The following is a 21,691-nucleotide window of genomic DNA, read 5'->3' on the forward strand; positions in this document are numbered from 1 at the left end:
TTGGTCAACGAGCCGCTCGACCTACCCGCCGAAGGTGGCAACGACACCGACGGGGCCAGCGGGCGCGCGCGATTTGTGCAGGTGTTTCTCGCCCAACGGGCGCAGATGGAAGCCCTGGTCAGCCGCCGCATCGGCTGCCGGGCCACCGCCTCGGACTTGATCCAGGAGTTGTTCCTGCGCTTCTGGCGCCGGCCGCAGGTCAAGGTCGAGGCGCTCGATACCTACCTGCTGCGCTGCGCCGGCAATATCGCCATCGATCACCTGCGCAGCGAAGGTGCCCGCGAGCGGGTCAACGACAGCCTGCAACTGGAGGTGGCCGACGAGCATGTCAGCGCACCGCAAGTGGCCCTGGAGGTAAACAGCGACCTGCAGCGCATCGAGGCGGCGCTGCGCCTGCTGCCCGAGCGTACCCGGCAGATCTTCTTGCTCAACCGCATTCACGGGCGCAAGTACGCCGAGATCGCCAAGGCCATGGGCCTGTCCCAGAGTGCGGTGGAAAAACATATGATGCGCGCACTGGAGGCGTGCAAGGCGAGTATCGAGCTGCCGCCGGCCAGCACCCGCAAGCCAGGGAAAGCACCATGACTGACATCACCGCCGCGCAGCACCAGGCCGCACTGGGCTGGCTGAGCCGGATCAACGAGCAACCGCAACTGGCCGAGCGCGCCGAGTTCAAGCGCTGGTTGCTCGCCCATCCGGCCCATGGCCGCGCCTATGCCCAGGCCCAGGCGTTGTGGCGCCTGAGCGAAGCGCCGGCGAGCCTGTTGGCAGCCGAGGACGACCCGGCCTTGCAAGGCTATTTGCGCGCCATGCAGCAACCGCCAGCGGGGCGCACCTGGCGCCGTGTCGCCACCTTGGCTGCCGCTGCCTGCCTGGTGTTGGCGCTGGGCACCGCTGCCGGCTGGCATCCGGCCTACTGGCTGGATGACCTGCAGGCGGATTACGTCACGGCGCCGGGGCAAGTCGAGGAAGTGGTGCTGGCCGACAACTCGCACATGACTCTGGATGCTGGCAGCGCCGTGTCGGTAGATTTCAGCGAGGGTCAGCGCCAGGTGACGATCCGCCGTGGCGCGGCGTTCTTTCATGTCACCCACACCGGCGCGCCGTTCGTGGTCGAGGCGGCAAAGGGCGAGACGCGGGTACTCGGCACCCGCTTCGAGGTGCGCAAGCACAATGGCGGCGCGCGGGTCACCGTGCTCGATGGCCGGGTGGCGGTGACCGCCGAGCCCGGGCGCTTGCAGCAACAGCTGAGCGGCGGCCAGCAGGTGGCCTACCGCCACGGCACCGCCAGCGCCGTCGAAGCGGTGGACAGCGAATCGCGCCTGGCCTGGCGCCAAGGCTGGCTCAATTACTACCAGGTGCCGCTGAGCACGGTGATCGACGACCTGGCCCGCTACTATCCAGGGCGCATCATCGTGCTCGACAGCGAACTGGGCAAACGCAAGGTCAGCGGCAGCTTCCCGGCCAGCCAGCCGCTGGCGGCGCTGGATTCGCTCGGCGCGGTGCTGGGCTTCAAGCGCAATACCCTGCTGGAGCGGGTGACGCTGATCCGCTGAAAAATATTTTCAGAAAACTGATGAGGTAAGTTCGCGCGACAACCGTGTAGTGAGTGAAAGTGCGATTCATTCGCATAAACGTCACTCCTTCATAGGTTACCGGTCATGAAGTTCACCCCCTCGGCAGCGCGCAGCTTTTCAATCTGGCTCAGTGTCTCGGCCCTGGCCACAGCGGGCGCATTCCCCCTGGGCGCGGTGGCCGCGCAGCAGGTCTATGTGTTTGCCCAGCCGAGCAAGCCGCTGGTGCAGGCACTCAATGACTTCAGCCGGCTGACCGGGCAAAGCGTGATCTATACCACCGACCTGCCGGCGCTCAACGCCCCGGCCCTGCACGGCAGCCTCAGCGCCGAGCAGGCCCTGCAGCAACTGCTGGGCAATTCCGGTTTTGCCGCACGCCGGGTCGATGCCCGCACCCTGACCCTCGAACCACTCGATGTCGGCGCTGCGCTCAAGCTCGAGGCGACCACGGTGAACTCGCAAGCCGATGCCGACTACAGCTACCAGCCGCCAGCCAGCAGCTCGGTGATGCGCAGCCAGGCTTTGATCATGCAGACGCCCCAGGCGATCAACGTGGTGCCGGCCCAGGTGCTCAAGGACCAGACCCCGCGCAACCTCGACGACGCCCTGGCCAATGTCAGCGGCGTGACCCAGGGCAACAACTTCGGCGGCACCCAGGACACGGTGATGAAGCGCGGCTTTGGCGACAACCGTGACGGCTCGATCATGCGTGACGGCATGCCGATCGTGCAGGGCCGCAGCCTCAATGCCAGCACTGAGCGGGTCGAAGTGCTCAAGGGCCCGGCTTCGTTGCTGTATGGCATCCAGGACCCGGGCGGGGTGATCAACGTGGTCAGCAAGCGCCCGCAACTGCAGCAATACAACGCCCTGAACCTGCGCGGCTCGACCTATGGCAGCGGCAAGAACGGCATCGGTGGCGGCCTGGACAGCACGGGTGCCCTGGGCCAGAGCAACTTCGCCTACCGCCTGGTGCTCGACCATGAAGACGAAGACTACTGGCGCAACTTTGGTACCCACCGTGAATCGCTGGTGGCGCCGTCGCTGGCCTGGTTCGGCGAAGACACCCAGGTGCTGCTGGCCTACGAGCACCGCGAGTTTCTCTACCCGTTCGACCGCGGCACGGCCATCGACCCGCGCACCAACCACCCGCTGGACATCCCCAGCACCCGGCGCCTGGACGAGCCGTTCAACGACATGCAAGGGCGCTCGGACCTTTACCGCCTGGAGGTCGATCATCAGCTTGCGGACGACTGGAAAGCCCACTTCGGCTTCAGCTACAACCGCGAAACCTACGACGCCAGCCAGGTGCGGGTAACCGCCGTCAACGCCGCCCGCGGCACCCTGAGCCGAAGCATGGACGGCACCCGTGGCGCGCTCAGCAGCGACCGTTTCGCCACCGCAAGCCTGGAGGGCAAGGTGCAACTGGCGGGCATGCAGCATGACCTGCTGCTCGGCCTCGACAATGAGTACCGCAAAGTCTACCGCGCCGACCTGATCCGCCAGGGCAGCCTCAGCACTTTCAGTTACCTCGACCCGGTGTATAGCCGCGAAGTTGAGGGCACCAGCGTGCGCGACAGCGACAGCGCACAGACCGACAAGCTGCGCAGCGACTCGTTGTTCTTCCAGGATTCTATCCACCTCGATGAACACTGGATTCTGGTCGCCGGTGCGCGCTACCAGATGTACGACCAGCTCGCCGGGCGCGGGCGGCCGTTCAAGGCCAATACCAACACCAACGGACAGGCCTGGGTGCCGCGGGTGGGGCTGGTGTACAAGGTTGACGAGCAGCTGTCGTTGTACGGCAGCTACAGCGAATCGTTCAAGCCCAACTCCAGCATCGCCCCGCTGACCGGCGGCCTGGTTCTGGATTCGGGGATCGAACCGGAGGAGGGTAAATCCTGGGAACTGGGCGCCAAGCTCGACATGCCGGGGGCGCTGACCGGCACCCTGGCGCTGTTCGACATCCGCAAGCGCAACGTGCTGGTGGCCAACTTCGATTCCGCTACCGGCGACACGCTCTACAGCAACGCCGGCGAGGTGCGCTCGCGCGGCATTGAGCTGGACCTGACCGGGCAGTTGAGCGAGCGCTGGAGCCTGATCGGCAACTATGCCTTCACCGACGCCGAGGTCACCCAGGACCCGACGCTTGAAGGCAATCGCCTGCAGAACGTGGCGCGCCACAGCGGCTCGCTGTCGGCGGTGTATGACGCCGGCAGCCTGTTCGGTGGCGACCGCCTGCGCCTGGGCGCCGGGGCGCGCTATGTCGGCGAGCGGGCCGGCAACGCCGAGAACGATTTCGAGCTGCCGGGCTACACCGTCGCCGATGCCTTCGCCAGTTACGAAACCCGCCTGGACGAACACAAGGTGCGCTTGCAATTGAACGTCAAGAACGTGTTCGACCGCACCTATTACAGCTCGGCGGTGAACCGCAACTTTGTCTCGGTGGGCGATGCGCGCCAGGTCAGCCTGTCCAGCACCCTCGAATTTTAACTGTTGAAGGCCGTCCGGTAGGCGCCGGGCGTTGCTCCCAGGGCCTGGCGGAAGCGGTTGCTGAAATGGCTGGCGCTGGCAAAGCCGCACAGCAGCGCCACTTCGCCCAGCGGCAGTTGGCCATGGCGGAGCAATTGCCGCGCTTTGGCCAGGCGTCGGGCCAGCAGGTACTGGTGCGGCGGCAGGCCGAAGCTTTGACGAAACATTCGCGCGAAGTGGTACTCGGAAAGGTTGCACAGCGTCGCCAGCTCACCAAGGCTCAGCGGCTGATCCAGGTGGCCTTCGACATATTCACTCAGTTGCCGGCGCTGGTGCGCGGCCAGCCCGCCCTTCAGGCGCAGGCCCTGGCGCAGGCCGACCTGGCTGAGCAAGGCGTGGTCGAGAATCTCGTGAGCCAGGCTGCTGGTCAGCAGGCGTTCGGCGGGCTCGTCCCAGTCCAGGGCAATCAACTGACGAAAGCGCCGGGCCTGCTCGGGATCGTCGAGAAAGGTCGCTTCCTGCAATTGCAGCTCGCGCGGTTCGCGGTCCAGCAGGCTGACGCAGCCGAGGGCGAACTGCTCCTGGCTGATGTACAGGTGCGCCAGGCGGATCGAGCCGTTGACCACCCAGTGCGAGGCGGAACCGGCGGGCATGATGCACAGTTTGTCGGGCGAGCCGGTGTGGCCGGGGCGGTCGCGGCGAAAGGTGCCGGTGCCGTCGGCGATGTAGCACGACAGGGTGTGATGGCTGGGCGCTTCGTAGTCGCGGGCGTCGTGGCGGTTGTTCCACAGGGCTGCCGCCAGGCCGTCCCCCAGGTGCGCGCTGTGTTCCAGGCGGGCATGGGGTGAGTCGTGCATGGCTTTGAAAACTTGCAGCTGGTCCAACGGCGTCATGGTCGCTACCTCTGTTGGCCATCCTACTCCGCCACGTCCGGGCTGACAGCTGCTGCCTGCGCAAAAGCGCAAGAATGTGCAAGTGCCACTGGCGGGGACGGCTGCACACTGGTGGCCTGGAATTGAGGAGTGCCGCCATGAACCTGTCGTTATACCTGCTCACTGTGCTGATCTGGGGCACCACCTGGATTGCCTTGAAGCTGCAACTGGGGGTGGTCGCCATCCCGGTGTCGATCGTCTACCGCTTTGCCCTGGCGGCGCTGGTGCTGTTTGTCATTCTGCTGCTCAGCCGCCGCCTGCAACCGATGAACCGTCGCGGTCACATGATCTGCCTGGCTCAGGGCTTGTGCCTGTTCTGCGTCAACTTCATGTGCTTTCTGACCGCCAGCCAGTGGATTCCCAGCGGCCTGATCGCCGTGGTGTTCTCTACCGCGACCTTGTGGAACGCGCTGAATGCGCGGGTGTTCTTCGGCCAGAAGGTGGCCGCCAATGTGCTGGCCGGTGGCGCCCTCGGCTTGGCCGGGCTGGGCCTGTTGTTCTGGCCCGAGCTGTCCGGGCATGCCGCCAGCCGTGAAACCATCATCGGCCTGGGCCTGGCGCTGCTGGGAACCCTGTGCTTTTCGGCCGGCAACATGCTCTCCAGCCTGCAACAAAAAGCCGGTTTGCGCCCGCTGACCACCAATGCCTGGGGCATGCTCTATGGCGCCAGCATGCTTGGCCTGTATTGCCTGGTCAGCGGTATTCCGTTCGCCATGGAATGGAACACGCGCTACATCGGTTCGCTGATGTACCTGGTGATTCCGGGCTCGGTGATCGGCTTTACCGCCTACCTGACTCTGGTCGGGCGCATGGGCCCGGAGCGGGCCGCTTACTGCACGGTGTTGTTCCCGCTGGTGGCGCTGAACGTCTCGGCGTTCTATGAGGGTTATCAATGGACGGCACCGGCGCTGGCAGGCCTGGTGCTGGTGATGCTGGGCAATGTGCTGGTGTTTCGCAAACCCCGGCCCAAGGTGGTCGAGCCGGTGGTGGCCTTGCGGTAGCTATCGCACCGAACCTGTGGGAGCGGGCTTGACCCGCGATGAGGCCGGTATAGCCAGCCCACAGGAGCCGGCTCAAGCAGGAGCATTGTTGGCAACCGGCCTCAATCATCTATTTTGAGGCTGATGAAAATCAGCGTGGCGAACAGAAAGTCGACGATCCGCCCCGCAGTGGCCAGGGCGTTCCACTGCGTGGATTGCCACATGGCAAACCATTCACCGCCTACCACCTGGAAGAACAGGTACCAGATCAGCAGCCCCAGCAGGCAACCGGCAACGGCGAAGCGCTTGGCCTTGTGAAAGTGTCGGGCGTCGGCACATCGGTGTTTGAACATCTGCCAGGCACCGACTACGAAGCACAAGGTACAGAGGACCTGGGCGGCAATGATCAACCAGTAGAACAGGTGGTGCAGAGGCGGCGAGGTGATTGAGCGGTAGAGCAGGGCATTGCCCGGGAAGGTCGTGTCCATGCTCAAGGTGTGTTGGACGAAGACAAAGTTGCTGGCGTAGTCGGTGAGGTTGCCGAATACCACTAGCGCACCGAAGATCCCGATGAACGCTGTGAGCAGTATTTTGCCGAGGCGGATCAATCCGTGAGTCGAGAAGGTTTCCATGCTGTTGGTGACCTTAGGCTAAACACGCTTATGGAGTCTGAAATTTCAGGTTCGTTACAGCGATGTAGCCGTTGCAGCTGATTAGCGGTACCTGGCAAAAATGCCAGGTTTCAAGGGCGTGCCAAAGGCGTAGCTTGCACAACATATCCGCCGCGTTCGAGGCAACGGTCATGGAAGTGATGATGGGTAAGTCCAATAAACCGTTGGTCGCGCCGCCCACGCTCAAAGATGCGAGCTGGACGGTCAGCCTTTCCCAGGTGGACGAGGCGGGGCTGACGCTCAGTGGTTACGCCTTGCCAGGCTTGCAGGGCTCTCAAGGGGCAACCTTGCTGCTTGGCTGGATTGGCTTTCCACCGGGAGGGGCGCCGGAAACCTACGGTGACTCGCTTGCGATCGAGCGTTGGGAAGATTACCGAGGGCACGACTTCGTACTGCCCAGGCGCTATTTGCAAAGCGCGCTGGGCGGTACTGGTGTGCTGTTTTTCGATCTCTCGGTGCTCAGCCTGCCGTCGCAGATTTCACCACTGGTAACGGTAAGGGTGGTTGATTAGGCCGACTTCCACACCTGCGGATTGACCAGATCCCGTGGCCGTTCACCGAGCAAGGCGCTGCGCAGGTTATCAATCGCCCGATTGGCCATGGCCTCGCGGGTTTCAGCGGTAGCCGAACCTACATGCGGCAAGGTCAGGGCGTTTTTCAGCTGGAACAGCGGTGATTCGGCCAGCGGCTCCTTCTCGTAGACATCCAGCCCGGCGCCGCGAATAGTGCCGGCCTGCAAGGCTTCGACCAGCGCCGCTTCATCGACCACCGGCCCACGGGAGACGTTGATCAGAAACGCGCTGGGTTTCATTAACTGCAGCTCGCGACTGCTGATCAGGTGTTTGGTCTGCGCGCCCAGTGGCACCACCAGGCAGACGAAATCAGCTTCAGCCAGCAGTTCATCAAGGCTGCGGTACTGCGCGCCGAGTTCCTGCTCCAGCGCTGGCTTGCGGCTGTTGCCGCTGTAGATCACCGGCATGTTGAAACCGAAGCGCCCGCGCCGGGCGATGGCCGCGCCGATATTGCCCAGGCCGACGATGCCCAGGGTCTTGCCGTGCACGTCGCTGCCAAACTGCGCCGGGCCGACGGTGGCTTGCCATTGCCCGGCCTTGGTCCAGGCATCCAGCTCGGCGACCCGCCGCGCCGCACCCATGAGCAGGGCAAAACCGAGGTCGGCAGTACTTTCGGTAAGCACGTCGGGGGTGTTGGTCAGGGCGATGCCGCGCTGGTTGAAGTAGGCCAGGTCATAGTTGTCATAGCCCACCGAGACGCTGGCGACCACTTCCAGCTTGCTGGCGTTTTCCAGCTGCGCCTGGCCGAGTTTGCGGCCGACGCCGATCAGGCCATGCGCTTGGGGCAGGGCTTGGTTGAACTGGGCGCTGATGTCGCCGAGCTTGGGGTTCGGCACGATCACGTTGAAGTCTTGCTGCAGGCGTTCGACCATCGCCGGGGTGATGCGGCTGAAGGCAAGGACGGTCTTTTTCATCGGCGAAATCTCTGCGGGCGGTGGAGAATGGGTAGCACGCTATCATTCTCCACCACCGCTGTGCAGCAAGATTTCAGGTGGCGATGCGCAGTTCGTGGGTTTTCAGGTCCGCTTCATGGGCGGCGAGAATTTCCGGCAGCGAGTTGCGCAGGTACTCGACCCAGGTCTTGATCTTGGCATCCAGGTACTGGCGCGACGGGTAGATCGCGTACAGGTTCAGCTCCTGCAGGCGGTACTCGGGCATTACCCGCACCAGCGAGCCATCGCGCAGGCCCTCTATGGCCGAGTAGATCGGCAGCACGCCAACGCCCATGCCGCTGCGGATCGCGGTTTTCATCGCATCGGCGGAGTTCACCTGGAACGGCGCCTGGGTAATGTTCACCACTTCCTGGCCTTCGGGGCCGTCGAACAGCCATTTTTCCAGCGGGATCACCGGGCTGACCATGCGCAGGCAGGCGTGGTTGAGCAGGTCACTGGGCTTGTGGGCGATGCCGTGGCGCTTCACGTATTCGGGCGATGCGCAGACGATGCTGTAGGTAATGCCCAGGCGCTGGGAGACGAAGCCCGAGTCCGGCAGCTCGCTGGCCAGCACGATCGACACGTCGTAGCCCTCGTCGAGCAGGTCCGGCACGCGGTTGGCCATGGTCAGGTCGAAGGTTACGTCCGGGTGGGTTTCGCGGTAGCGGGCGATGGCATCGATGACGAAATGCTGGCCGACCCCGGTCATTGAATGCACCTTGAGCTGCCCGGCCGGGCGCGCATGGGCGTCGCTGGCTTCGGCTTCGGCTTCTTCGACGTAGGTAAGAATCTGTTCGCAGCGCATCAGGTAGCGCTTGCCGGCTTCGGTCAGGGCAATGCGCCGGGTGGTGCGGTTGAGCAGGCGGGTTTGCAGATGGGCTTCAAGATTGGAGACCGCCCGCGATACGTTGGCGGTGGTCGTATCCAGTTGCACGGCCGCGGCAGTGAAGCTGCCGACTTGCGCGACGCAACTAAAAGCACGCATGTTTTGCAGGGTGTCCATGGGTCGCTCTCAAAGTAGACGACAAATTGTGACATGAAGTAACCGGGGCGGTCTTCAGACTAAAGCCGGATTATCGCTGTTTTCGTAACAAAGATTCGCAGTAATGCACGCTTATCGCCAGTGCGGCGGCCCCCTAGAATTGCCTCTCCAAGCGTCATCCACCTTCTACGTCGGGAATTCGCAGCTGTGCCGCGTCGCATTATCAGAGCGCTCAATGCGCTCAGTGCCTGTGCCTTTAGCTTGACCTTGAGCGGCTGTATCGGAACCTGGGGCATTGCCCCGCAAAGCAAGACGCTGCAAGCCAATACCCTGACCACCGACGCGGCCATCCGTGAAGCCGCCCTCGACGCCCACTGGCCCGAGCAGCAATGGTGGCGGGCCTACGGCGACCCGCAACTCGATCGCTGGATCGCCCTGGCCGTACACGACAGCCCCAGCATGGCCATGGCCGCCGCCCGTGTGCGCGAAGCCAGGGCCATGGCCGGGGTGGTCGAGTCGGCGGAGAAACTGCAGGTCAACGGCCAGTCGACGCTCAAGCGCCACAACTGGCCGGAAGACCAGTTCTATGGCCCTGGCGCACTGTCGGGTTCCAACACCTGGGACAACAATGCGGCATTGGGCTTCAGTTATGCCCTCGACCTCTGGGGCCGCGAGCGTAATGCCAGCGAGCAGGCCGTGGACATGGCCCACATGAGCGTGGCCCAGGCCCGTCAGGCCCAGCTCGAGCTGCAGAACAACATCATCAAGGTCTATATCCAGCTGTCGCTGCACTTTGCCCAGCGCGATATCGTCAAGGCCGAGCTTGAGCAGCAGGAGCAGATCCTGGCCCTGGCCGAACGGCGCCTGGCCGGCGGTATCGGCACCCATTTCGAAGTCAGCCAGGCGCAGACGCCGCTGCCGGAAACCCACCGCCAGCTCGATGCCCTGAATGAAGAAATCGCCCTGGCGCGTAATCAACTGGCGGCGTTGGCCGGCAAAGGGCCGGGGCAGGGCGCGCAGTTGCAGCGTCCGCAACTGGCCCTGGGTACCGCGTTGAAGCTGCCCTCGGCGTTGCCCGCCGAACTGGTCGGCCAGCGCCCGGACGTGGTCGCCAGCCGCTGGCAGGTGGCGGCTCAAGCCCGTGGTATCGATGTCGCCCATGCCGGTTTCTTCCCCAATGTCGACCTGGTCGGTGGCCTCGGCTTCATGGCCACCGGTGGCGGCGCGCTGGAGTTTCTGACCGGGCGCAAATTCAACTACAACGTCGGCCCGGCGATCAGCCTGCCGGTGTTCGACGGCGGCCGCCTGCGCTCGCAACTGGGGGTTGCCTCGGCCGGTTACGACATCGCCGTGGCGCACTACAACCAGACCGTGGTCGAGGCGCTCAAGGGCATTTCCGACCAGCTGATTCGCCGTGAGTCGATGAACGAGCAGCAGCACTTTGCCGCCGAGTCGGTGGCTTCGGCGCAAAAAACCTACGACATCGCCATGATCGCTTTTCAGCGCGGCCTGACCGATTACCTCAATGTGCTCAACGCGCAAACCCAGTTGTTCCGCCAGCAGCAGATCCAGCAGCAGGTCCAGGCTGCGCGCCTGAGTGCCCATGCCGAGCTGGTTACGGCCCTGGGCGGCGGCCTGGGCGCGGGTAGCGATGTGCCCGGCGAAGACCGTCAGCAGGCGCCGAAGACCCCGGCGACCCTGGCGATTTTCGATAAGCCGGTTCACGCCCAATGAGCGCGCTGACCCTGCCGTTTCGCTGGCTGGCCACCCTGGAGTGGCGTCGCGGGTTCTTTGAATGGCTGCGCACCGACGGGGTGACCTGGGTGTACATCTTCAAGGTCCTCAGCGCCGCCTTCCTGACCCTGTGGCTGGCCATGCGCCTGGAGTTGCCGCAACCGCGCACGGCGATGATCACCGTGTTCATCGTCATGCAGCCGCAGAGCGGCCATGTGTTCGCCAAGAGCTTCTACCGGCTGCTCGGCACCCTGGCCGGCTCTTCGATGATGGTCGCGCTGATCGCCTTGTTTCCGCAAAACACCGAGCTGTTCCTGCCGAGCCTGGCGATCTGGGTCGGCCTGTGTTCGGCCGGTGCCATGCGCTACCGCACCTTCCGCGCCTATGGTTTCGTGCTCGCCGGTTATACCGCGGCGATGGTCGGCTTGCCGGCCCTGCAGCACCCCGACGGCGCGTTCATGGCCGCCGTGTGGCGGGTGCTGGAGATCTCCCTGGGGATTCTGGTCTCGACCCTGGTCAGCGCCGCGATTCTGCCGCAGTCGGCCAGTGCTTCGATGCGCAACGCCCTGTACCAGCGCTTCGGCGTGTTCGCCGGTTTCGTTGCCGAGGGCCTGCGCGGCGACAGCCAGCGCGACCGCTTCGAAAGCAGCAACGTGCGTTTTATCGCCGAGGCCGTGGGCCTGGAGAGCCTGCGCAGCGTTACCGCCTTCGAAGACCCGCACATGCGCCGGCGTAACGGTCGCCTGGGGCGGATGAACAGCGAATTCATGGCCATCACCACGCGCTTCAACGCCTTGCACCAGTTGCTTGAGCGCTTGCGTTTGCGTGGGCCGCTGCAGATCGTCACCGCCATCGAACCCGGGCTCACCGCCCTGGCCGAGCTGCTCGACGGTTATGCCGGGCGCGGCCTCACCGAGCGCGATGCGGCGCGCCTGGCCGAGCAACTGGCGGCCTACAAGGAAGGCTTGCCGGAGCGCGTGCGCACGCTGCGCGCGGCCTATGTCGAAAGCGGCCCGAGCGACGCCGACCTGCTGGATTTTCACACCGCCTATGAGCTGCTGTACCGCTTCGTCGACGACATGCACAGCTACGCCCAGACCCACGCCTCGCTGACCGAACACAACCATGCCCGCGAGCAGTGGGATGAGCCCTATGTCGCGCAGACCAACTGGATGGCTTCGCTGGCCGCCGGTGTGCGCGCTTCGTTCATTTTGCTGGTGCTGGGCAGTTTCTGGATTCTTACCGCCTGGCCGAGCGGGGCGATGATGACATTGATCGCCGCCGCCACCGTCGGCCTCTCGGCGGCGACGCCGAACCCCAAGCGCATGTCGTTCCAGATGGCCTGCGGCACTTTGTTCGGCGCCTTTGTCGGCTTCTTCGAAACCTTCTTCGTGTTCCCCTGGATCGACGGTTTCCCGTTGCTGTGCCTGGTGCTGGCGCCGGTGTTCGTGTTCGGTGCGTTCCTCGCCTCGCGCCCGGCCTATGCCGGTTATGGCCTGGGCCTGCTGATCTTTTTTGCCACCGGTTCCGTGCCCGACAACCTGACCATCTACAACCCCTACAACTTCATCAACGACTACATCGCCATGGTCATCGGCATGCTGGTCTGCGCCGCTGCCGGGGCGATCATCCTGCCGCCCAACAGCCGCTGGTTGTGGAGCCGCCTGGAGCAGGACCTGCGCGCCCAGGTGCTGTATGCAATTACCGGGCGCCTGCGCGGCCTGGGTTCGAGCTTCGAAAGCCGCACCCGCGACCTGCTGCACCAGGCCTATGGCCTGGCGGTCGGCCAGCCGTTGGTGCAGAGCAAGCTGCTGCGCTGGATGTTCGTGGTGCTTGAGGTTGGCCACGCGATCATCGAGCTGCGCAAGGAACAGGCAATCTTGCCAGTGCACCCGTGCTATGCCGAATCGCAGCCCTGGCGCCAGGCCATCCGGGTCATGGGCCGGGCGTTGGCGCGGCTGTTCATGCAACCGAGCGCCAGCAACCACGAGCGCGCCCTGGTGGCGGTGGATCACGCCATCAGCCGCGTACAGGCCACCGACGAGCCGTTCGCCCGCCACTTCGACACCTCGGCCCTGCGCCGGGTGCAGAGCTACCTGCACTTCATCCGTACTTCGTTGCTCGACCCTCAGTCGCCGCTGGCCGAACTGGCCCCGGCCAAAGGACTGCCCCATGCCTCGTGAAATCGCCTTCCATGGCGTCTACATGCCAACCATGACCTTGATGTTCCTGTTCGCCGCCGGGCTTGCCTGGGGGCTGGACCGGTTCATCGCCAGCCACGACGGCTACCGCTTTTTCTGGCACCCGGCGCTGCTGCGCCTGTGCCTGTTTATCTGCCTGTTCGGATCCATGGCCCTGACTCTCTACCGTTGAGACCCCTGTTGATGAAAAAGTTTTTCAGCCTGATCGCCACCTTGCTCGTGCTGGCCGCTGCCGTGGTGATCGGTCGCCAGCTCTGGGTGCATTACATGAACACGCCCTGGACCCGCGACGGGCGGGTGCGCGCCGATATCATCAACGTCGCCGCCGACGTGCCGGGTTATGTGGTCGATGTGCCGGTGCGCGACAACCAGTTGGTGAAGAAGGGCGACGTGCTGCTGCAGATCGACCCCGAGCACTACCAGGTAGCGGTCCGCCAGGCCCAGGCGCTGGTCGCCTCGCGCAAGGCCACCTGGGAGATGCGCAAGGTCAACGCCCATCGCCGCGCCGACATGGACAACCTGGTGATCTCGCGGGAGAACCGTGACGATGCCAGCAACATCGCCAACTCGGCGCTGGCCGATTACCAGCAGGCCCAGGCCCAGCTGGCGGCGGCCGAGCTGGACCTCAAGCGAACCCGGATCCTCGCCACGGTCGATGGCTATGTCACCAACCTCAACGTTCATCGCGGCGATTACGCGCGCACCGGCGAGGCGAAGATGGCGGTGGTCGACAAGGACTCGTTCTGGGTTTATGGCTTTTTCGAAGAAACCAAGCTGCCGCACGTGCGCGTGGGTGACCAGGCCGAGCTGCAGATGATGAGCGGCGAGCGGCTCAAGGGCCACGTCGAGAGCATCTCGCGCGGTATCTATGACCGCGACAACCCTGAAAGCCGCGAACTGATCGCCGACGTCAACCCGACCTTCAACTGGGTGCGCCTGGCCCAGCGGGTGCCGGTGCGGATTCACATCGATGAAGTGCCGGAAGGCTTTTTGCTGGCGGCGGGGACCACCTGCACAGTGGTGGTCAAGCCGGCTCGGAAAGAAGGCTAAAAGCGCCTCAAGCCTGGCGCGAATCCACCAGCACCGGGCAACTGACCTGATCGATCACCTTGTTGCTGATCGACGGATCGAGCAACCGCCCGAGGCGGTTCAAATGTCGGTGGCCGATGATGATCAGCTCGCACTCAAGCGCGCGGGCGGCAGCGACGATGGCCGCCACCGGCTCGCCCGGCACCAGCCTGCCTTCGCTCTCGAAGCCCAGCGCCCGCAGGTTCTCCAGGGCCTGGCGCACGGCCTGGACGGCATGGCGCTGCTCATCGGTGGCCGCCGGGTATTCCTGCTGCTCGTACAGGCTGATCGCCCCCGGGCCGTCGCTCAGGGCGAAGGCGCTGTCGATGGCCAGCACCACCTGCAGGCGATGGCAGTTGGGCAAACAGTACTGTTGCGCGAGCTCGACCAGGCCCTGGGAGGCGGGCGATCCATCGATGGCAATCAATACGGGGCTGAGCATGGGCGGCTTCTCTGGGCGGCAGTCGAGCCGGCTATTGTTGAGGATCGGCGGCCTGCGGATAAATGGCCTGGCATGCACTGTGTAGTTGCGTGACGCGCAACCCGATGGCCGCTGCCGAGCTGTTAAGATCGGCCCTTGTTTACCCGTCATGGATGCCTGGCAATGCAGATCCCGGATATGAACCTGTTGGTCGCTCTCGATGCCCTGCTTGATGAGGGCAGCGTGGTCGGCGCAGCGCGGCGCATGAACCTCAGCCCGGCGGCCATGAGCCGGACCCTGGGGCGAATCCGCGAGGCCATCGGCGACCCGATCCTGGTCCGCGCCGGCCGTGGCCTGGTGCCGACGCCGCGGGCGCTGGCCCTGCACGAGCAGGTGCGGGCCCTGGTCGAGCAGGCCGGGCTGGTGTTTCGCAGCCGCGAAGAAGTCGACCTGGCAACCCTCGACCGGGCCTTCAACATCCGCACCAACGACCTGTTCATCGCCCTGTATGGCGCGCAACTGCTGCAGATGATGCACGAGCAGGCGCCGCACACCGTGCTGCGTTTTGTCCCGGAAGGCGGTGGTGACGATGATGCGGTGCTGCGCGACGGCGGCACTGACCTGATCGTCAGCTCGACCATCGACCTGGGCCCCGAGATCAAGATGCAGAGCCTGTTCAACACCATCTACGTCGGCCTGGCGCGCCAGGATCACCCGATCTTCGAGGCCGAAATCACCCCCCAGCGCTTTGCCGCCTACCCGCAGATCAGCGTCTCGCGCCGCGGCCGCGCCAACGGCCCGATCGATGTCGAACTGGCCAACTACAAGGTGCAGCGGCGGGTGGCGCTGATCACCCCGAGCTTTCATTCGGCGATGTTCTCCTTGCCTGACTCTGACCTGTTGCTGCCGATGCCGGCCAATATCCTCAGCAGCGTGACCAAGCTCGGCCTGCCGCTGCGCTCGTTCCACATCCCGTTGCCACTCGAGCGGGTGACGGTGATGCAGGCCTGGCACCCGCGTTTTGACAACGACCCGGCCCACCGCTGGCTGCGCCAGACCCTCAAGGCGTGCTGCAGCGAGCAACGCTGAACCAGTCGATTGCGTTTGCTGCACTAGTAAACTGCCAATATGTCAGTTTTCGTAAGCATTGCCCCTTCATAGACTTGCGCCGGTTCTTTTGTTTGTCCGGAGATGTCTGTGATGAGTTCGCTGACCGCGACTCCTTTACCTGTGCTGCCCCGACCGGTTGCCGCTACGGCAGCGCCGGCAGCTTTTGGCACGCGCATTCTGGTCGGCCTGCTCGGGGTACTGCTGGCGGTGCTCTGCGCCGGCCTCAACGAGATGGTCACCAAAGCCTCGCTGGCCGATATCCGTGGTGGCATGTTCATCGGCGCCGATGAGGGCGCCTGGCTGATCGCGGTGTATTCGGCGGCGTCGGTCTCGGCCATGGCCTTTTCGCCGTGGCTGGCGGCGACCTTTTCCCTGCGCCGTTTTACCCTGTGCGCCATTGCCGTGTTTGCCCTGCTCGGGCTGGTGCAGCCGTATGCGCCCAACCTGTCCAGCCTGATGCTGCTGCGCACCTTGCAGGGCCTGGCATCGGGGGCGTTGCCGCCGATGCTGATGAGCGTCGCCCTGCGTTTCCTGCCGCCGGGGATCAAGGTCTACGGCCTGGCCGGCTATGCCTTGACCGCGACCTTCGGGCCCAACCTGGGCACGCCGCTGGCCGGGTTGTGGACTGAATATGTCGGCTGGCAGTGGGCGTTCTGGCAGATCATTCTGCCGTCATTGCTGGCAATGGCCTGTGTTGCCTGGGGCCTGCCCCAGGACCCGCTGCGCCTGGAGCGTTTCAGGCAGTTCGACTGGCGCGGGCTGCTGCTCGGCCTGCCGGCCATCTGCACGCTGGTGATCGGCCTGACCCTGGGGGATCGCATGGGCTGGTTCGATTCACCGCTGATCTGCTGGCTGCTCGGCGGCGGCCTGGTGCTGCTGGTGCTGTTCCTGTGCAACGAGTGGTCCGAGCCGCTGCCGTTCTTCAAGCTGCAGATGCTCAAGGTGCGCAACCTGACCCACGCCCTGGTGACCCTGTTCGGCGTGCTGATCGTGCTGACGGCAGTGATCATCATCCCCTCCAGCTACCTGGCGCAGATCCAGGGTTACCGCCCGGCGCAGACCGGCCCGCTGATGCTGCTGGTGGCCTTGCCGCAGTTGCTGGCGCTGCCGCTGGTGGCGGCGCTGTGCAACATTCGCGCAGTGGATTGCCGCTGGGTGCTGGCGGCGGGGCTGGGCATGTTGTCGCTGTCGTGCGCGCTGGGCAGCCAGCTCACCAGCGTGTGGATTCGCGACAACTTCTACCTGCTGCAACTGCTGCACATCTTCGGCCAGCCGATGTCGGTGATCCCCTTGCTGATGCTGGCCACCGGCGGCATGACCCCACAGGACGGGCCGTTTGCCTCGGCCTGGTTCAACACGGTCAAGGGCCTGGCTTCGGTGGTTGCGGCCGGCTTGATCGAGGCGCTGACCACCGTGCGCCGGCATTTTCACTCCAATGCGCTGGTCGACAGCCTGGGCAATTCGCCGCTGGCCGACAGCAGCGCCCCGGGCCTGGCCAGGCGCATCCATGAACAAGCCCTGGTGCTGACCTCGGCCGATCTTTACCTGTGCATGGCACTGCTGGCTGCGGCGCTGATTGTACTGATTCCTTTTGTGCCTACCCGGATCTACCCACCGCGCGCGGTGGCCTAGGTTTGCGGATTTGAGAGAAAGACATGACCACGACAACAACTCACCGAAAAACCGCCTTGATCGTCGCCGCCCTGGTGGTGGCAGGGATTGCCGGCGTGTTCGGCCCGATGCTGCTGGGCCACGACAGCGCGCAGAGCACCAACGACGCCTACGTGTCTGCCGACTACACGGTGATCGCACCGAAGGTGGCCGGCTTTATCAAGCAGGTACTGGTGGAGGACAACCAGCAGGTCAAGGCCGGCCAGTTGCTGGCGCAGATCGACGACCGCGACTACCAGGCGGCGCTGGCGGCGGCGCAGGCGCAACTGCTGGTGTCCAGCGCGCAAAGCCACAACGCCCGGGCGACCCTCGAGCGCCAGGCCTCGCTGATCGACCAGGCCCAGGCCGCGGTCAGTGCCGACCAGGCTGAGCTGGCCTTCGCCAATCACGAACTGACCCGCCACAGCCGCCTGGCCGAGCAGGGCGCCGGTACCGTGCAGAACGCCCAGCAGGCGCGCAGCCGGGTTGATCAGGCGCGGGCGCGGCTGGCCAACTCGCAGGCGGCGCTGGCGGCGGCGCGCAAGCAGGTGGATATCCTCAGCGCCCAGGTCGACAGCGCTGAAGGTGGCCTCAAGCATGCCCAGGCAAGCCTTGAGCGGGCGCAACTGGACCTGTCGTACACGCGCATCGTCGCACCCATCGACGGCATGGTCGGCGAGCGCGCGCTGCGCGTTGGCGCCTACGTCAACCCGGGGGCGCGGTTGCTGTCGGTGGTGCCGCTGGAGCACGCCTATGTGCTCGGCAACTTCCAGGAAACCCAACTGACCCACGTGCAACCCGGGCAGCCGGTGCAGATCCGCGTGGACACCTTCGCCGATGAATACCTGCACGGGCGGGTCGAGAGCATCGCCCCGGCTACCGGTGTCACCTTCGCGGCGGTCAAGCCGGACAACGCCACCGGCAACTTCACCAAGGTGGTGCAGCGCATTCCGGTGAAAATTGTCTTCGACGCCAACCAGCCATTGCTGGATCGCCTGCGGGTCGGCATGTCGGTGGTGGCCACGATCGATACCGGCGCGAGCCTGAGTACCGGTAAAGAGGTCAGCGCCCGATGAAACCTGCATTCGCCCTTTGCCCGCTGCTGCTGAGCCTGCTGGCCGGCTGCAGCCTGGGCCCGGATTTCAGCGCGCCTGACAGCCATGCCCCGGCCGCATGGCCGGCGCTGCAGGAAACCCCCGCCGCCAGTCAGGCCCAGGCCACACCGCTGGAGCAGCGCTGGTGGGAAAGCTTTCACGACCCCAAGCTCAGTGCCCTGATCGAGCGCGCCAGCCAGCGCAACCTCGACCTGCAGATCGCCAGCGCGCGCTTGCTGCAAAGCCGCGCGCTGCGCATGAGCATCGCTTCCGAGCAAACCCCGTCGGTTGATCTGGGCGGCGGATACAGCCGGGCGCGCAACAGTGCCGAAGGCCTCAACGACCCGTCCGGCAACGGCGGCAAGTCGGCCTTCAGCCTCTGGCAGGGCGACTTTACCGCCAGTTGGGAGCTTGACCTCTGGGGCCGCGTACGCCGCCAGGTCGAAGCCGCCGACGCGGTGGTCGAAGTCGCCGAGAACGACCGCCGTGGCGTGCTGTTGTCGCTGCTGGCCGAGACCGCCGGCAACTACATCCAGCTGCGAGCGGTGCAGAGCACCCTGGCCGTCACCCGGGAGAACCTTGAGGTTTCGCGGCACAGCCTGCGCCTGTCGCAAATGCGCCTGCGCGACGGGGTAGCCACCGCCCTCGATGTGGCCCAGGCCAGTGCCCAGGTCGCCTCGGTCGAGGCCCGCCTGCCGACCCTGGAAGAGCGCCAGGCACAATTGATCAACGCCCTCGGCCTGTTGCTGGCCGAGCCGCCACGCAGCCTGCAGGCCGAATTGCTGGAGCCAGGCGCGATGCCGACGCCGCAGCAACGCTTTGCCATCGGCGTGCCGTCGGAGCTGGCCGAGCGGCGCCCGGACATTCTTCAGGCCGAGGCCCAGCTGCATGCCGCCACCGCCAGTATCGGGGTGGCCAAGGCGGATTTTTATCCGAGCATCCGCTTGTCGGGCAATGTCGGTCTGCAGTCACTGCAGTTGTCGGATTCCGGCAGCTGGGATGCGCGTCGATTCGCCATCGGCCCGCAACTGAACTTGCCGATTTTCGAAGGCGGGCGCCTGCGCGGCGTGCTCAAGTTGCGCGAAGCCCAGCAGCAGGAAGCGGCTCTGCGCTACCAGCAGGTGGTACTGCGCGCCTGGCACGAAATCGACGATGTGCTGCGCCTGTACAACGCCAGCCAGTTGCGTCGTGACCTGCTCGAAGAGGCCGTGCGCCAGAACCGCATCGCCCTGCAGACCGCGCAGCAGCAGTATGTCGAGGGCGCCGTGGACTTTCTCAATGTACTCAGCGTGCAGGGCGCCTTGCTGGCCAGCCAGGAGCAGTGGGTCGAAAGTTCGGCGGCGGTGTCCCAGGCCCTGGTTGGCTTGTACAAGTCGCTGGGCGGTGGATGGCAGCCGTTCAGCGAGCCGTTGCAGACCGCCGCCCAGGGGTGATCGTTGCGCGGTCATGCACCCGGCGTGCTGCGCTCGATCGCCTAGAGCGCGCGGTCCAGGCCGAAGCGTTTTTTCAGCACGCGCTGCAGCAAGCCCCGCGGCAGCCAGTTTTGCAGCAGCGGCAAGGCGCGGCTGCCATTGCCCAGGCGTACCAGCGCCGCCGGCTCTGGCTGGCGCACGGCCTTGAGGACATCGCGGGCGAAGTCGGCCGCTGGGGTCGGTTTGTCCTGGGAGGCGCGTGAGCGGGCACGGATGCCTTCGCGCAGCGGCCACCACGGCGATTGTTCACCGATCAGTTGTTCGGCTTCGTGCCCGGCGTTGCTGGCGAATTGCGAGGCAATTGCGCCAGGCTGTACTTCCATGACCCGTATGCCAAAGGGCGCCACTTCCAGGCGCAAGGCTTCGCTCAGGGCGTGCACGGCCGCCTTGGAGGCGCAGTAGGCGCCGGCGAACGGCGTGACCAGTACCCCGGAAACACTACCGATATTCACCACCAGGCCTTTGTTGCGGCGTAGCGCCGGGAACAATGCGCGGGTGACCCCGACCACGGCGAACACATTGGTTTCGAATTGCCGGCGCATCGCCTCGGCGCCGCCATCGAGCAGCGGCCCCATGGCGCCGTAGCCGGCGTTGTTGATCAGTACATCGAGGCCCTGGCCGTGCTGTTCCAGTTCACCGGCCAGCTGCGTCAGCGCCTGCTGGTCATTGACGTCCAGTTGGCGGGCATTGAAGCCGCTGGCGGCCAGGCGGTCTACGTCCTCGGCCTTGCGCGCCGTGGCCCAGACCTCGAAACCGGCATTCTTGAAGGTCTCGGCCAAAGCCAGACCGATACCGCTGGAGCATCCGGTGATCAACACGCTGGGCATGAGCTGCTGTCCTTGAGCAGTGGGGGTACTGGATCATAGTTCAGCAATCAGCGTTTTCAATGCATTTTCCAACCGATCGGTGCAAATGCCGGTCCAGAGCTGGCGTTGGCTTGCCCTGTCATACAGCAGTTGAGTGGGCACGTGGGTGACCTGGGTGTCGAGGGACAACGTTTGAAAGGCAGCGAATGTCAGCTGGTAGAAGTCAACCCGGTCCCGATAGCCGTTATCGGCCAGGGTTGTCACGTTGCGCTTGGCATCGGCACATGCCGGGCAGGTGTCCGAATACACCAGGATCACCACGGGCCTGGCCAGCGGTTGATGATGATTGATCCGTTCGAACAGTTGCTTGAACTGGTCCTGAACCGCTGGCGATGTATCGACCATGACCTTACTCCGCTAGGCAGTGAAGTACGCGGAGTCATTCAACAGGATTTTGCCGCTTGGGTAACCTGGCAAAAATACCAGGTGCTCAGTCGGCGAAGCTGCCTTGCAGGTGCTCGGCGCGGTAGTCGACGCTCTGTGGCCGGTAGCCGGAACGCAGTGGCGGCAACGGCAGGCACTCCTGCCAGCTGGCGCCGGGCTGCAGCTCGCCGGGGCCGCGGTAGCGCGGGGCGGCGTAGGTGTTCTCAGCGAGGTTGACAGTATCGCCCGGGGCATAGGCCGCGACCCGCCAGCGCAGCTCCACCAGTGGCACCGGGTTGCCGTTGTTGATGTGCACCTGCAGCGGGCGATCGGCCGGGCATTGCTCCGGGGCGTAGGTCAGGCGCAGCTCCAGGTGGGCCAGTTGCCTGGCTTCGCGGTTGTCCAGCCAGACCACCCACAACGCCACCAGGCCCAGGCCGAACAGTGCCGCCAGCGAAATCGGCAGGGCTTTGGCCGGGTAGCGCAGCAGCAGGACCAGCCAGGTGAGGATGAGCAGGGCGCCGATGAACATGGAGCGAACCTTGTGGGTGGGGGTGCTTTCATCCTAACCAAAAAGCATCGCGGGGCAAGCCCGCTCCC

21 protein-coding genes are annotated in these 21,691 nt (G+C 64.9%); 13 read left to right on the top strand and 8 right to left on the bottom strand.

Features of this window, described 5'->3' with window-relative positions:
• The 3 genes from BLR26_RS07780 to BLR26_RS07790 all read left to right on the top strand — a co-directional run bounded on the left by BLR26_RS07780 (position 1) and on the right by BLR26_RS07790 (position 4,064).
• A complete protein-coding gene (locus BLR26_RS07780) occupies positions 1 to 585 on the top strand; it encodes an RNA polymerase sigma factor (RefSeq protein ID WP_045197187.1) in 585 nt (194 codons plus the stop codon).
• Positions 582 to 1,556 (top strand): FecR family protein, encoded by a 975-nt coding sequence (locus BLR26_RS07785; RefSeq protein ID WP_045197189.1) that lies wholly within the window; start codon positions 582 to 584, stop codon positions 1,554 to 1,556. The genes BLR26_RS07780 and BLR26_RS07785 overlap by 4 nt, the downstream gene beginning before the upstream one ends.
• 105 nt (positions 1,557 to 1,661) lie before the next feature.
• Positions 1,662 to 4,064: a TonB-dependent siderophore receptor gene (locus BLR26_RS07790; RefSeq protein WP_093379637.1), complete on the top strand. Its 2,403-nt coding sequence runs from the start codon at positions 1,662 to 1,664 to the stop codon at positions 4,062 to 4,064.
• Here BLR26_RS07790 and BLR26_RS07795 read toward each other — a convergent pair.
• The gene (locus tag BLR26_RS07795) at positions 4,061 to 4,936 is read right to left on the bottom strand and encodes an AraC family transcriptional regulator (protein ID WP_093379642.1); all 876 of its coding nucleotides are present in this window, start codon (positions 4,934 to 4,936) and stop codon (positions 4,061 to 4,063) included. The two genes, BLR26_RS07790 and BLR26_RS07795, sit on opposite strands and share 4 nt — an antisense overlap.
• 137 nt (positions 4,937 to 5,073) lie before the next feature.
• Between BLR26_RS07795 and BLR26_RS07800 the strand changes: the two genes are divergently transcribed.
• Positions 5,074 to 5,976, top strand: coding sequence for a DMT family transporter (locus BLR26_RS07800; RefSeq protein WP_093379647.1), 903 nt, complete (start codon positions 5,074 to 5,076; stop codon positions 5,974 to 5,976).
• A 101-nt stretch (positions 5,977 to 6,077) separates the two neighbouring features.
• Here the strand turns inward: BLR26_RS07800 and BLR26_RS07805 are convergent, their stop codons facing one another.
• The gene (locus BLR26_RS07805; RefSeq protein ID WP_093379651.1) at positions 6,078 to 6,587 is read right to left on the bottom strand and encodes a DUF2165 family protein; all 510 of its coding nucleotides are present in this window, start codon (positions 6,585 to 6,587) and stop codon (positions 6,078 to 6,080) included.
• Between the two features lie 170 nt (positions 6,588 to 6,757).
• Between BLR26_RS07805 and BLR26_RS07810 the strand changes: the two genes are divergently transcribed.
• Positions 6,758 to 7,138 carry a hypothetical protein gene (locus tag BLR26_RS07810; protein WP_143013262.1) on the top strand — a complete coding sequence of 127 codons (381 nt, stop codon included), beginning with the start codon at positions 6,758 to 6,760 and terminating at the stop codon, positions 7,136 to 7,138.
• Here BLR26_RS07810 and BLR26_RS07815 read toward each other — a convergent pair.
• Both BLR26_RS07815 and BLR26_RS07820 read right to left on the bottom strand, forming a co-directional pair.
• Positions 7,135 to 8,112: a 2-hydroxyacid dehydrogenase gene (locus tag BLR26_RS07815; protein WP_045197199.1), complete on the bottom strand. Its 978-nt coding sequence runs from the start codon at positions 8,110 to 8,112 to the stop codon at positions 7,135 to 7,137. The genes BLR26_RS07810 and BLR26_RS07815 overlap by 4 nt on opposite strands.
• A 73-nt stretch (positions 8,113 to 8,185) precedes the next feature.
• Positions 8,186 to 9,133, bottom strand: a complete 948-nt coding sequence (locus BLR26_RS07820) for a LysR family transcriptional regulator (RefSeq protein ID WP_045197201.1) — start codon at positions 9,131 to 9,133, stop codon at positions 8,186 to 8,188.
• Positions 9,134 to 9,319: 186 nt separating this feature from the next.
• Here BLR26_RS07820 and BLR26_RS07825 point away from each other — a divergent pair, with 186 nt between their 5' ends.
• Genes BLR26_RS07825 through BLR26_RS07840 form a run of 4 tightly spaced genes read left to right on the top strand, consistent with a single transcriptional unit; the run spans position 9,320 to position 14,097 of the window.
• Positions 9,320 to 10,846, top strand: a complete 1,527-nt coding sequence (locus BLR26_RS07825) for an efflux transporter outer membrane subunit (RefSeq protein ID WP_093379660.1) — start codon at positions 9,320 to 9,322, stop codon at positions 10,844 to 10,846.
• The gene (locus BLR26_RS07830) at positions 10,843 to 13,029 is read left to right on the top strand and encodes an FUSC family protein (protein WP_045197206.1); all 2,187 of its coding nucleotides are present in this window, start codon (positions 10,843 to 10,845) and stop codon (positions 13,027 to 13,029) included. Before BLR26_RS07825 ends, BLR26_RS07830 begins: the two co-directional genes overlap by 4 nt.
• Positions 13,019 to 13,219 carry a DUF1656 domain-containing protein gene (locus tag BLR26_RS07835; protein WP_028943216.1) on the top strand — a complete coding sequence of 67 codons (201 nt, stop codon included), beginning with the start codon at positions 13,019 to 13,021 and terminating at the stop codon, positions 13,217 to 13,219. Before BLR26_RS07830 ends, BLR26_RS07835 begins: the two co-directional genes overlap by 11 nt.
• Positions 13,220 to 13,230: 11 nt before the next feature.
• Entirely contained in the window at positions 13,231 to 14,097 is an 867-nt protein-coding gene (locus BLR26_RS07840; protein ID WP_093379665.1) for an efflux RND transporter periplasmic adaptor subunit, read from the top strand.
• A gap of 7 nt (positions 14,098 to 14,104) precedes the next feature.
• On the opposite strand, the gene BLR26_RS07845 is transcribed toward BLR26_RS07840, so the two are convergent.
• Positions 14,105 to 14,557 (bottom strand): universal stress protein, encoded by a 453-nt coding sequence (locus BLR26_RS07845; RefSeq protein ID WP_093379669.1) that lies wholly within the window; start codon positions 14,555 to 14,557, stop codon positions 14,105 to 14,107.
• Positions 14,558 to 14,719: 162 nt separating this feature from the next.
• Here BLR26_RS07845 and BLR26_RS07850 point away from each other — a divergent pair, with 162 nt between their 5' ends.
• The 4 genes from BLR26_RS07850 to BLR26_RS07865 all read left to right on the top strand — a co-directional run bounded on the left by BLR26_RS07850 (position 14,720) and on the right by BLR26_RS07865 (position 19,823).
• Positions 14,720 to 15,625: a LysR family transcriptional regulator gene (locus BLR26_RS07850; protein WP_045197211.1), complete on the top strand. Its 906-nt coding sequence runs from the start codon at positions 14,720 to 14,722 to the stop codon at positions 15,623 to 15,625.
• Between the two features lie 111 nt (positions 15,626 to 15,736).
• Positions 15,737 to 17,278, top strand: a complete 1,542-nt coding sequence (locus tag BLR26_RS07855) for an MFS transporter (RefSeq protein WP_093379674.1) — start codon at positions 15,737 to 15,739, stop codon at positions 17,276 to 17,278.
• A gap of 23 nt (positions 17,279 to 17,301) precedes the next feature.
• Positions 17,302 to 18,372: an HlyD family secretion protein gene (locus tag BLR26_RS07860; protein ID WP_093379678.1), complete on the top strand. Its 1,071-nt coding sequence runs from the start codon at positions 17,302 to 17,304 to the stop codon at positions 18,370 to 18,372.
• Positions 18,369 to 19,823: an efflux transporter outer membrane subunit gene (locus tag BLR26_RS07865; protein WP_093379682.1), complete on the top strand. Its 1,455-nt coding sequence runs from the start codon at positions 18,369 to 18,371 to the stop codon at positions 19,821 to 19,823. Before BLR26_RS07860 ends, BLR26_RS07865 begins: the two co-directional genes overlap by 4 nt.
• Before the next feature lie 41 nt (positions 19,824 to 19,864).
• On the opposite strand, the gene BLR26_RS07870 is transcribed toward BLR26_RS07865, so the two are convergent.
• The 3 genes from BLR26_RS07870 to BLR26_RS07880 all read right to left on the bottom strand — a co-directional run bounded on the left by BLR26_RS07870 (position 19,865) and on the right by BLR26_RS07880 (position 21,623).
• Entirely contained in the window at positions 19,865 to 20,689 is an 825-nt protein-coding gene (locus BLR26_RS07870) for an SDR family oxidoreductase (protein WP_093379686.1), read from the bottom strand.
• A gap of 33 nt (positions 20,690 to 20,722) precedes the next feature.
• Entirely contained in the window at positions 20,723 to 21,073 is a 351-nt protein-coding gene (locus tag BLR26_RS07875; protein ID WP_093379691.1) for a thioredoxin domain-containing protein, read from the bottom strand.
• A gap of 85 nt (positions 21,074 to 21,158) precedes the next feature.
• Positions 21,159 to 21,623: a hypothetical protein gene (locus tag BLR26_RS07880; RefSeq protein WP_045197219.1), complete on the bottom strand. Its 465-nt coding sequence runs from the start codon at positions 21,621 to 21,623 to the stop codon at positions 21,159 to 21,161.
• Positions 21,624 to 21,691: the final 68 nt, after the last annotated feature.

This window comes from Pseudomonas sp. UC 17F4 (assembly GCF_900101695.1).
In the GTDB taxonomy this organism is placed as follows: Bacteria; Pseudomonadota; Gammaproteobacteria; order Pseudomonadales; family Pseudomonadaceae; genus Aquipseudomonas.

Bases quoted from the DNA above. Each gene is read 5' to 3' on its own strand.
- BLR26_RS07840 (WP_093379665.1), top strand. From the start codon at position 13,231: ATGAAAAAGTTTTTCAGCCTGATCGCCACCTTGCTCGTGCTGGCCGCT.
- BLR26_RS07865 (WP_093379682.1), top strand. From the start codon at position 18,369: ATGAAACCTGCATTCGCCCTTTGCCCGCTGCTGCTGAGCCTGCTGGCC.
- BLR26_RS07870 (WP_093379686.1), bottom strand. From the start codon at position 20,689: ATGCCCAGCGTGTTGATCACCGGATGCTCCAGCGGTATCGGTCTGGCT.
- BLR26_RS07830 (WP_045197206.1), top strand. From the start codon at position 10,843: ATGAGCGCGCTGACCCTGCCGTTTCGCTGGCTGGCCACCCTGGAGTGG.
- BLR26_RS07785 (WP_045197189.1), top strand. From the start codon at position 582: ATGACTGACATCACCGCCGCGCAGCACCAGGCCGCACTGGGCTGGCTG.
- BLR26_RS07855 (WP_093379674.1), top strand. From the start codon at position 15,737: ATGAGTTCGCTGACCGCGACTCCTTTACCTGTGCTGCCCCGACCGGTT.
- BLR26_RS07815 (WP_045197199.1), bottom strand. From the start codon at position 8,112: ATGAAAAAGACCGTCCTTGCCTTCAGCCGCATCACCCCGGCGATGGTC.
- BLR26_RS07880 (WP_045197219.1), bottom strand. From the start codon at position 21,623: ATGTTCATCGGCGCCCTGCTCATCCTCACCTGGCTGGTCCTGCTGCTG.
- BLR26_RS07800 (WP_093379647.1), top strand. From the start codon at position 5,074: ATGAACCTGTCGTTATACCTGCTCACTGTGCTGATCTGGGGCACCACC.
- BLR26_RS07795 (WP_093379642.1), bottom strand. From the start codon at position 4,936: ATGACGCCGTTGGACCAGCTGCAAGTTTTCAAAGCCATGCACGACTCA.
- BLR26_RS07835 (WP_028943216.1), top strand. From the start codon at position 13,019: ATGCCTCGTGAAATCGCCTTCCATGGCGTCTACATGCCAACCATGACC.
- BLR26_RS07875 (WP_093379691.1), bottom strand. From the start codon at position 21,073: ATGGTCGATACATCGCCAGCGGTTCAGGACCAGTTCAAGCAACTGTTC.
- BLR26_RS07805 (WP_093379651.1), bottom strand. From the start codon at position 6,587: ATGGAAACCTTCTCGACTCACGGATTGATCCGCCTCGGCAAAATACTG.
- BLR26_RS07860 (WP_093379678.1), top strand. From the start codon at position 17,302: ATGACCACGACAACAACTCACCGAAAAACCGCCTTGATCGTCGCCGCC.
- BLR26_RS07845 (WP_093379669.1), bottom strand. From the start codon at position 14,557: ATGCTCAGCCCCGTATTGATTGCCATCGATGGATCGCCCGCCTCCCAG.
- BLR26_RS07850 (WP_045197211.1), top strand. From the start codon at position 14,720: ATGCAGATCCCGGATATGAACCTGTTGGTCGCTCTCGATGCCCTGCTT.
- BLR26_RS07810 (WP_143013262.1), top strand. From the start codon at position 6,758: ATGGAAGTGATGATGGGTAAGTCCAATAAACCGTTGGTCGCGCCGCCC.
- BLR26_RS07790 (WP_093379637.1), top strand. From the start codon at position 1,662: ATGAAGTTCACCCCCTCGGCAGCGCGCAGCTTTTCAATCTGGCTCAGT.
- BLR26_RS07820 (WP_045197201.1), bottom strand. From the start codon at position 9,133: ATGGACACCCTGCAAAACATGCGTGCTTTTAGTTGCGTCGCGCAAGTC.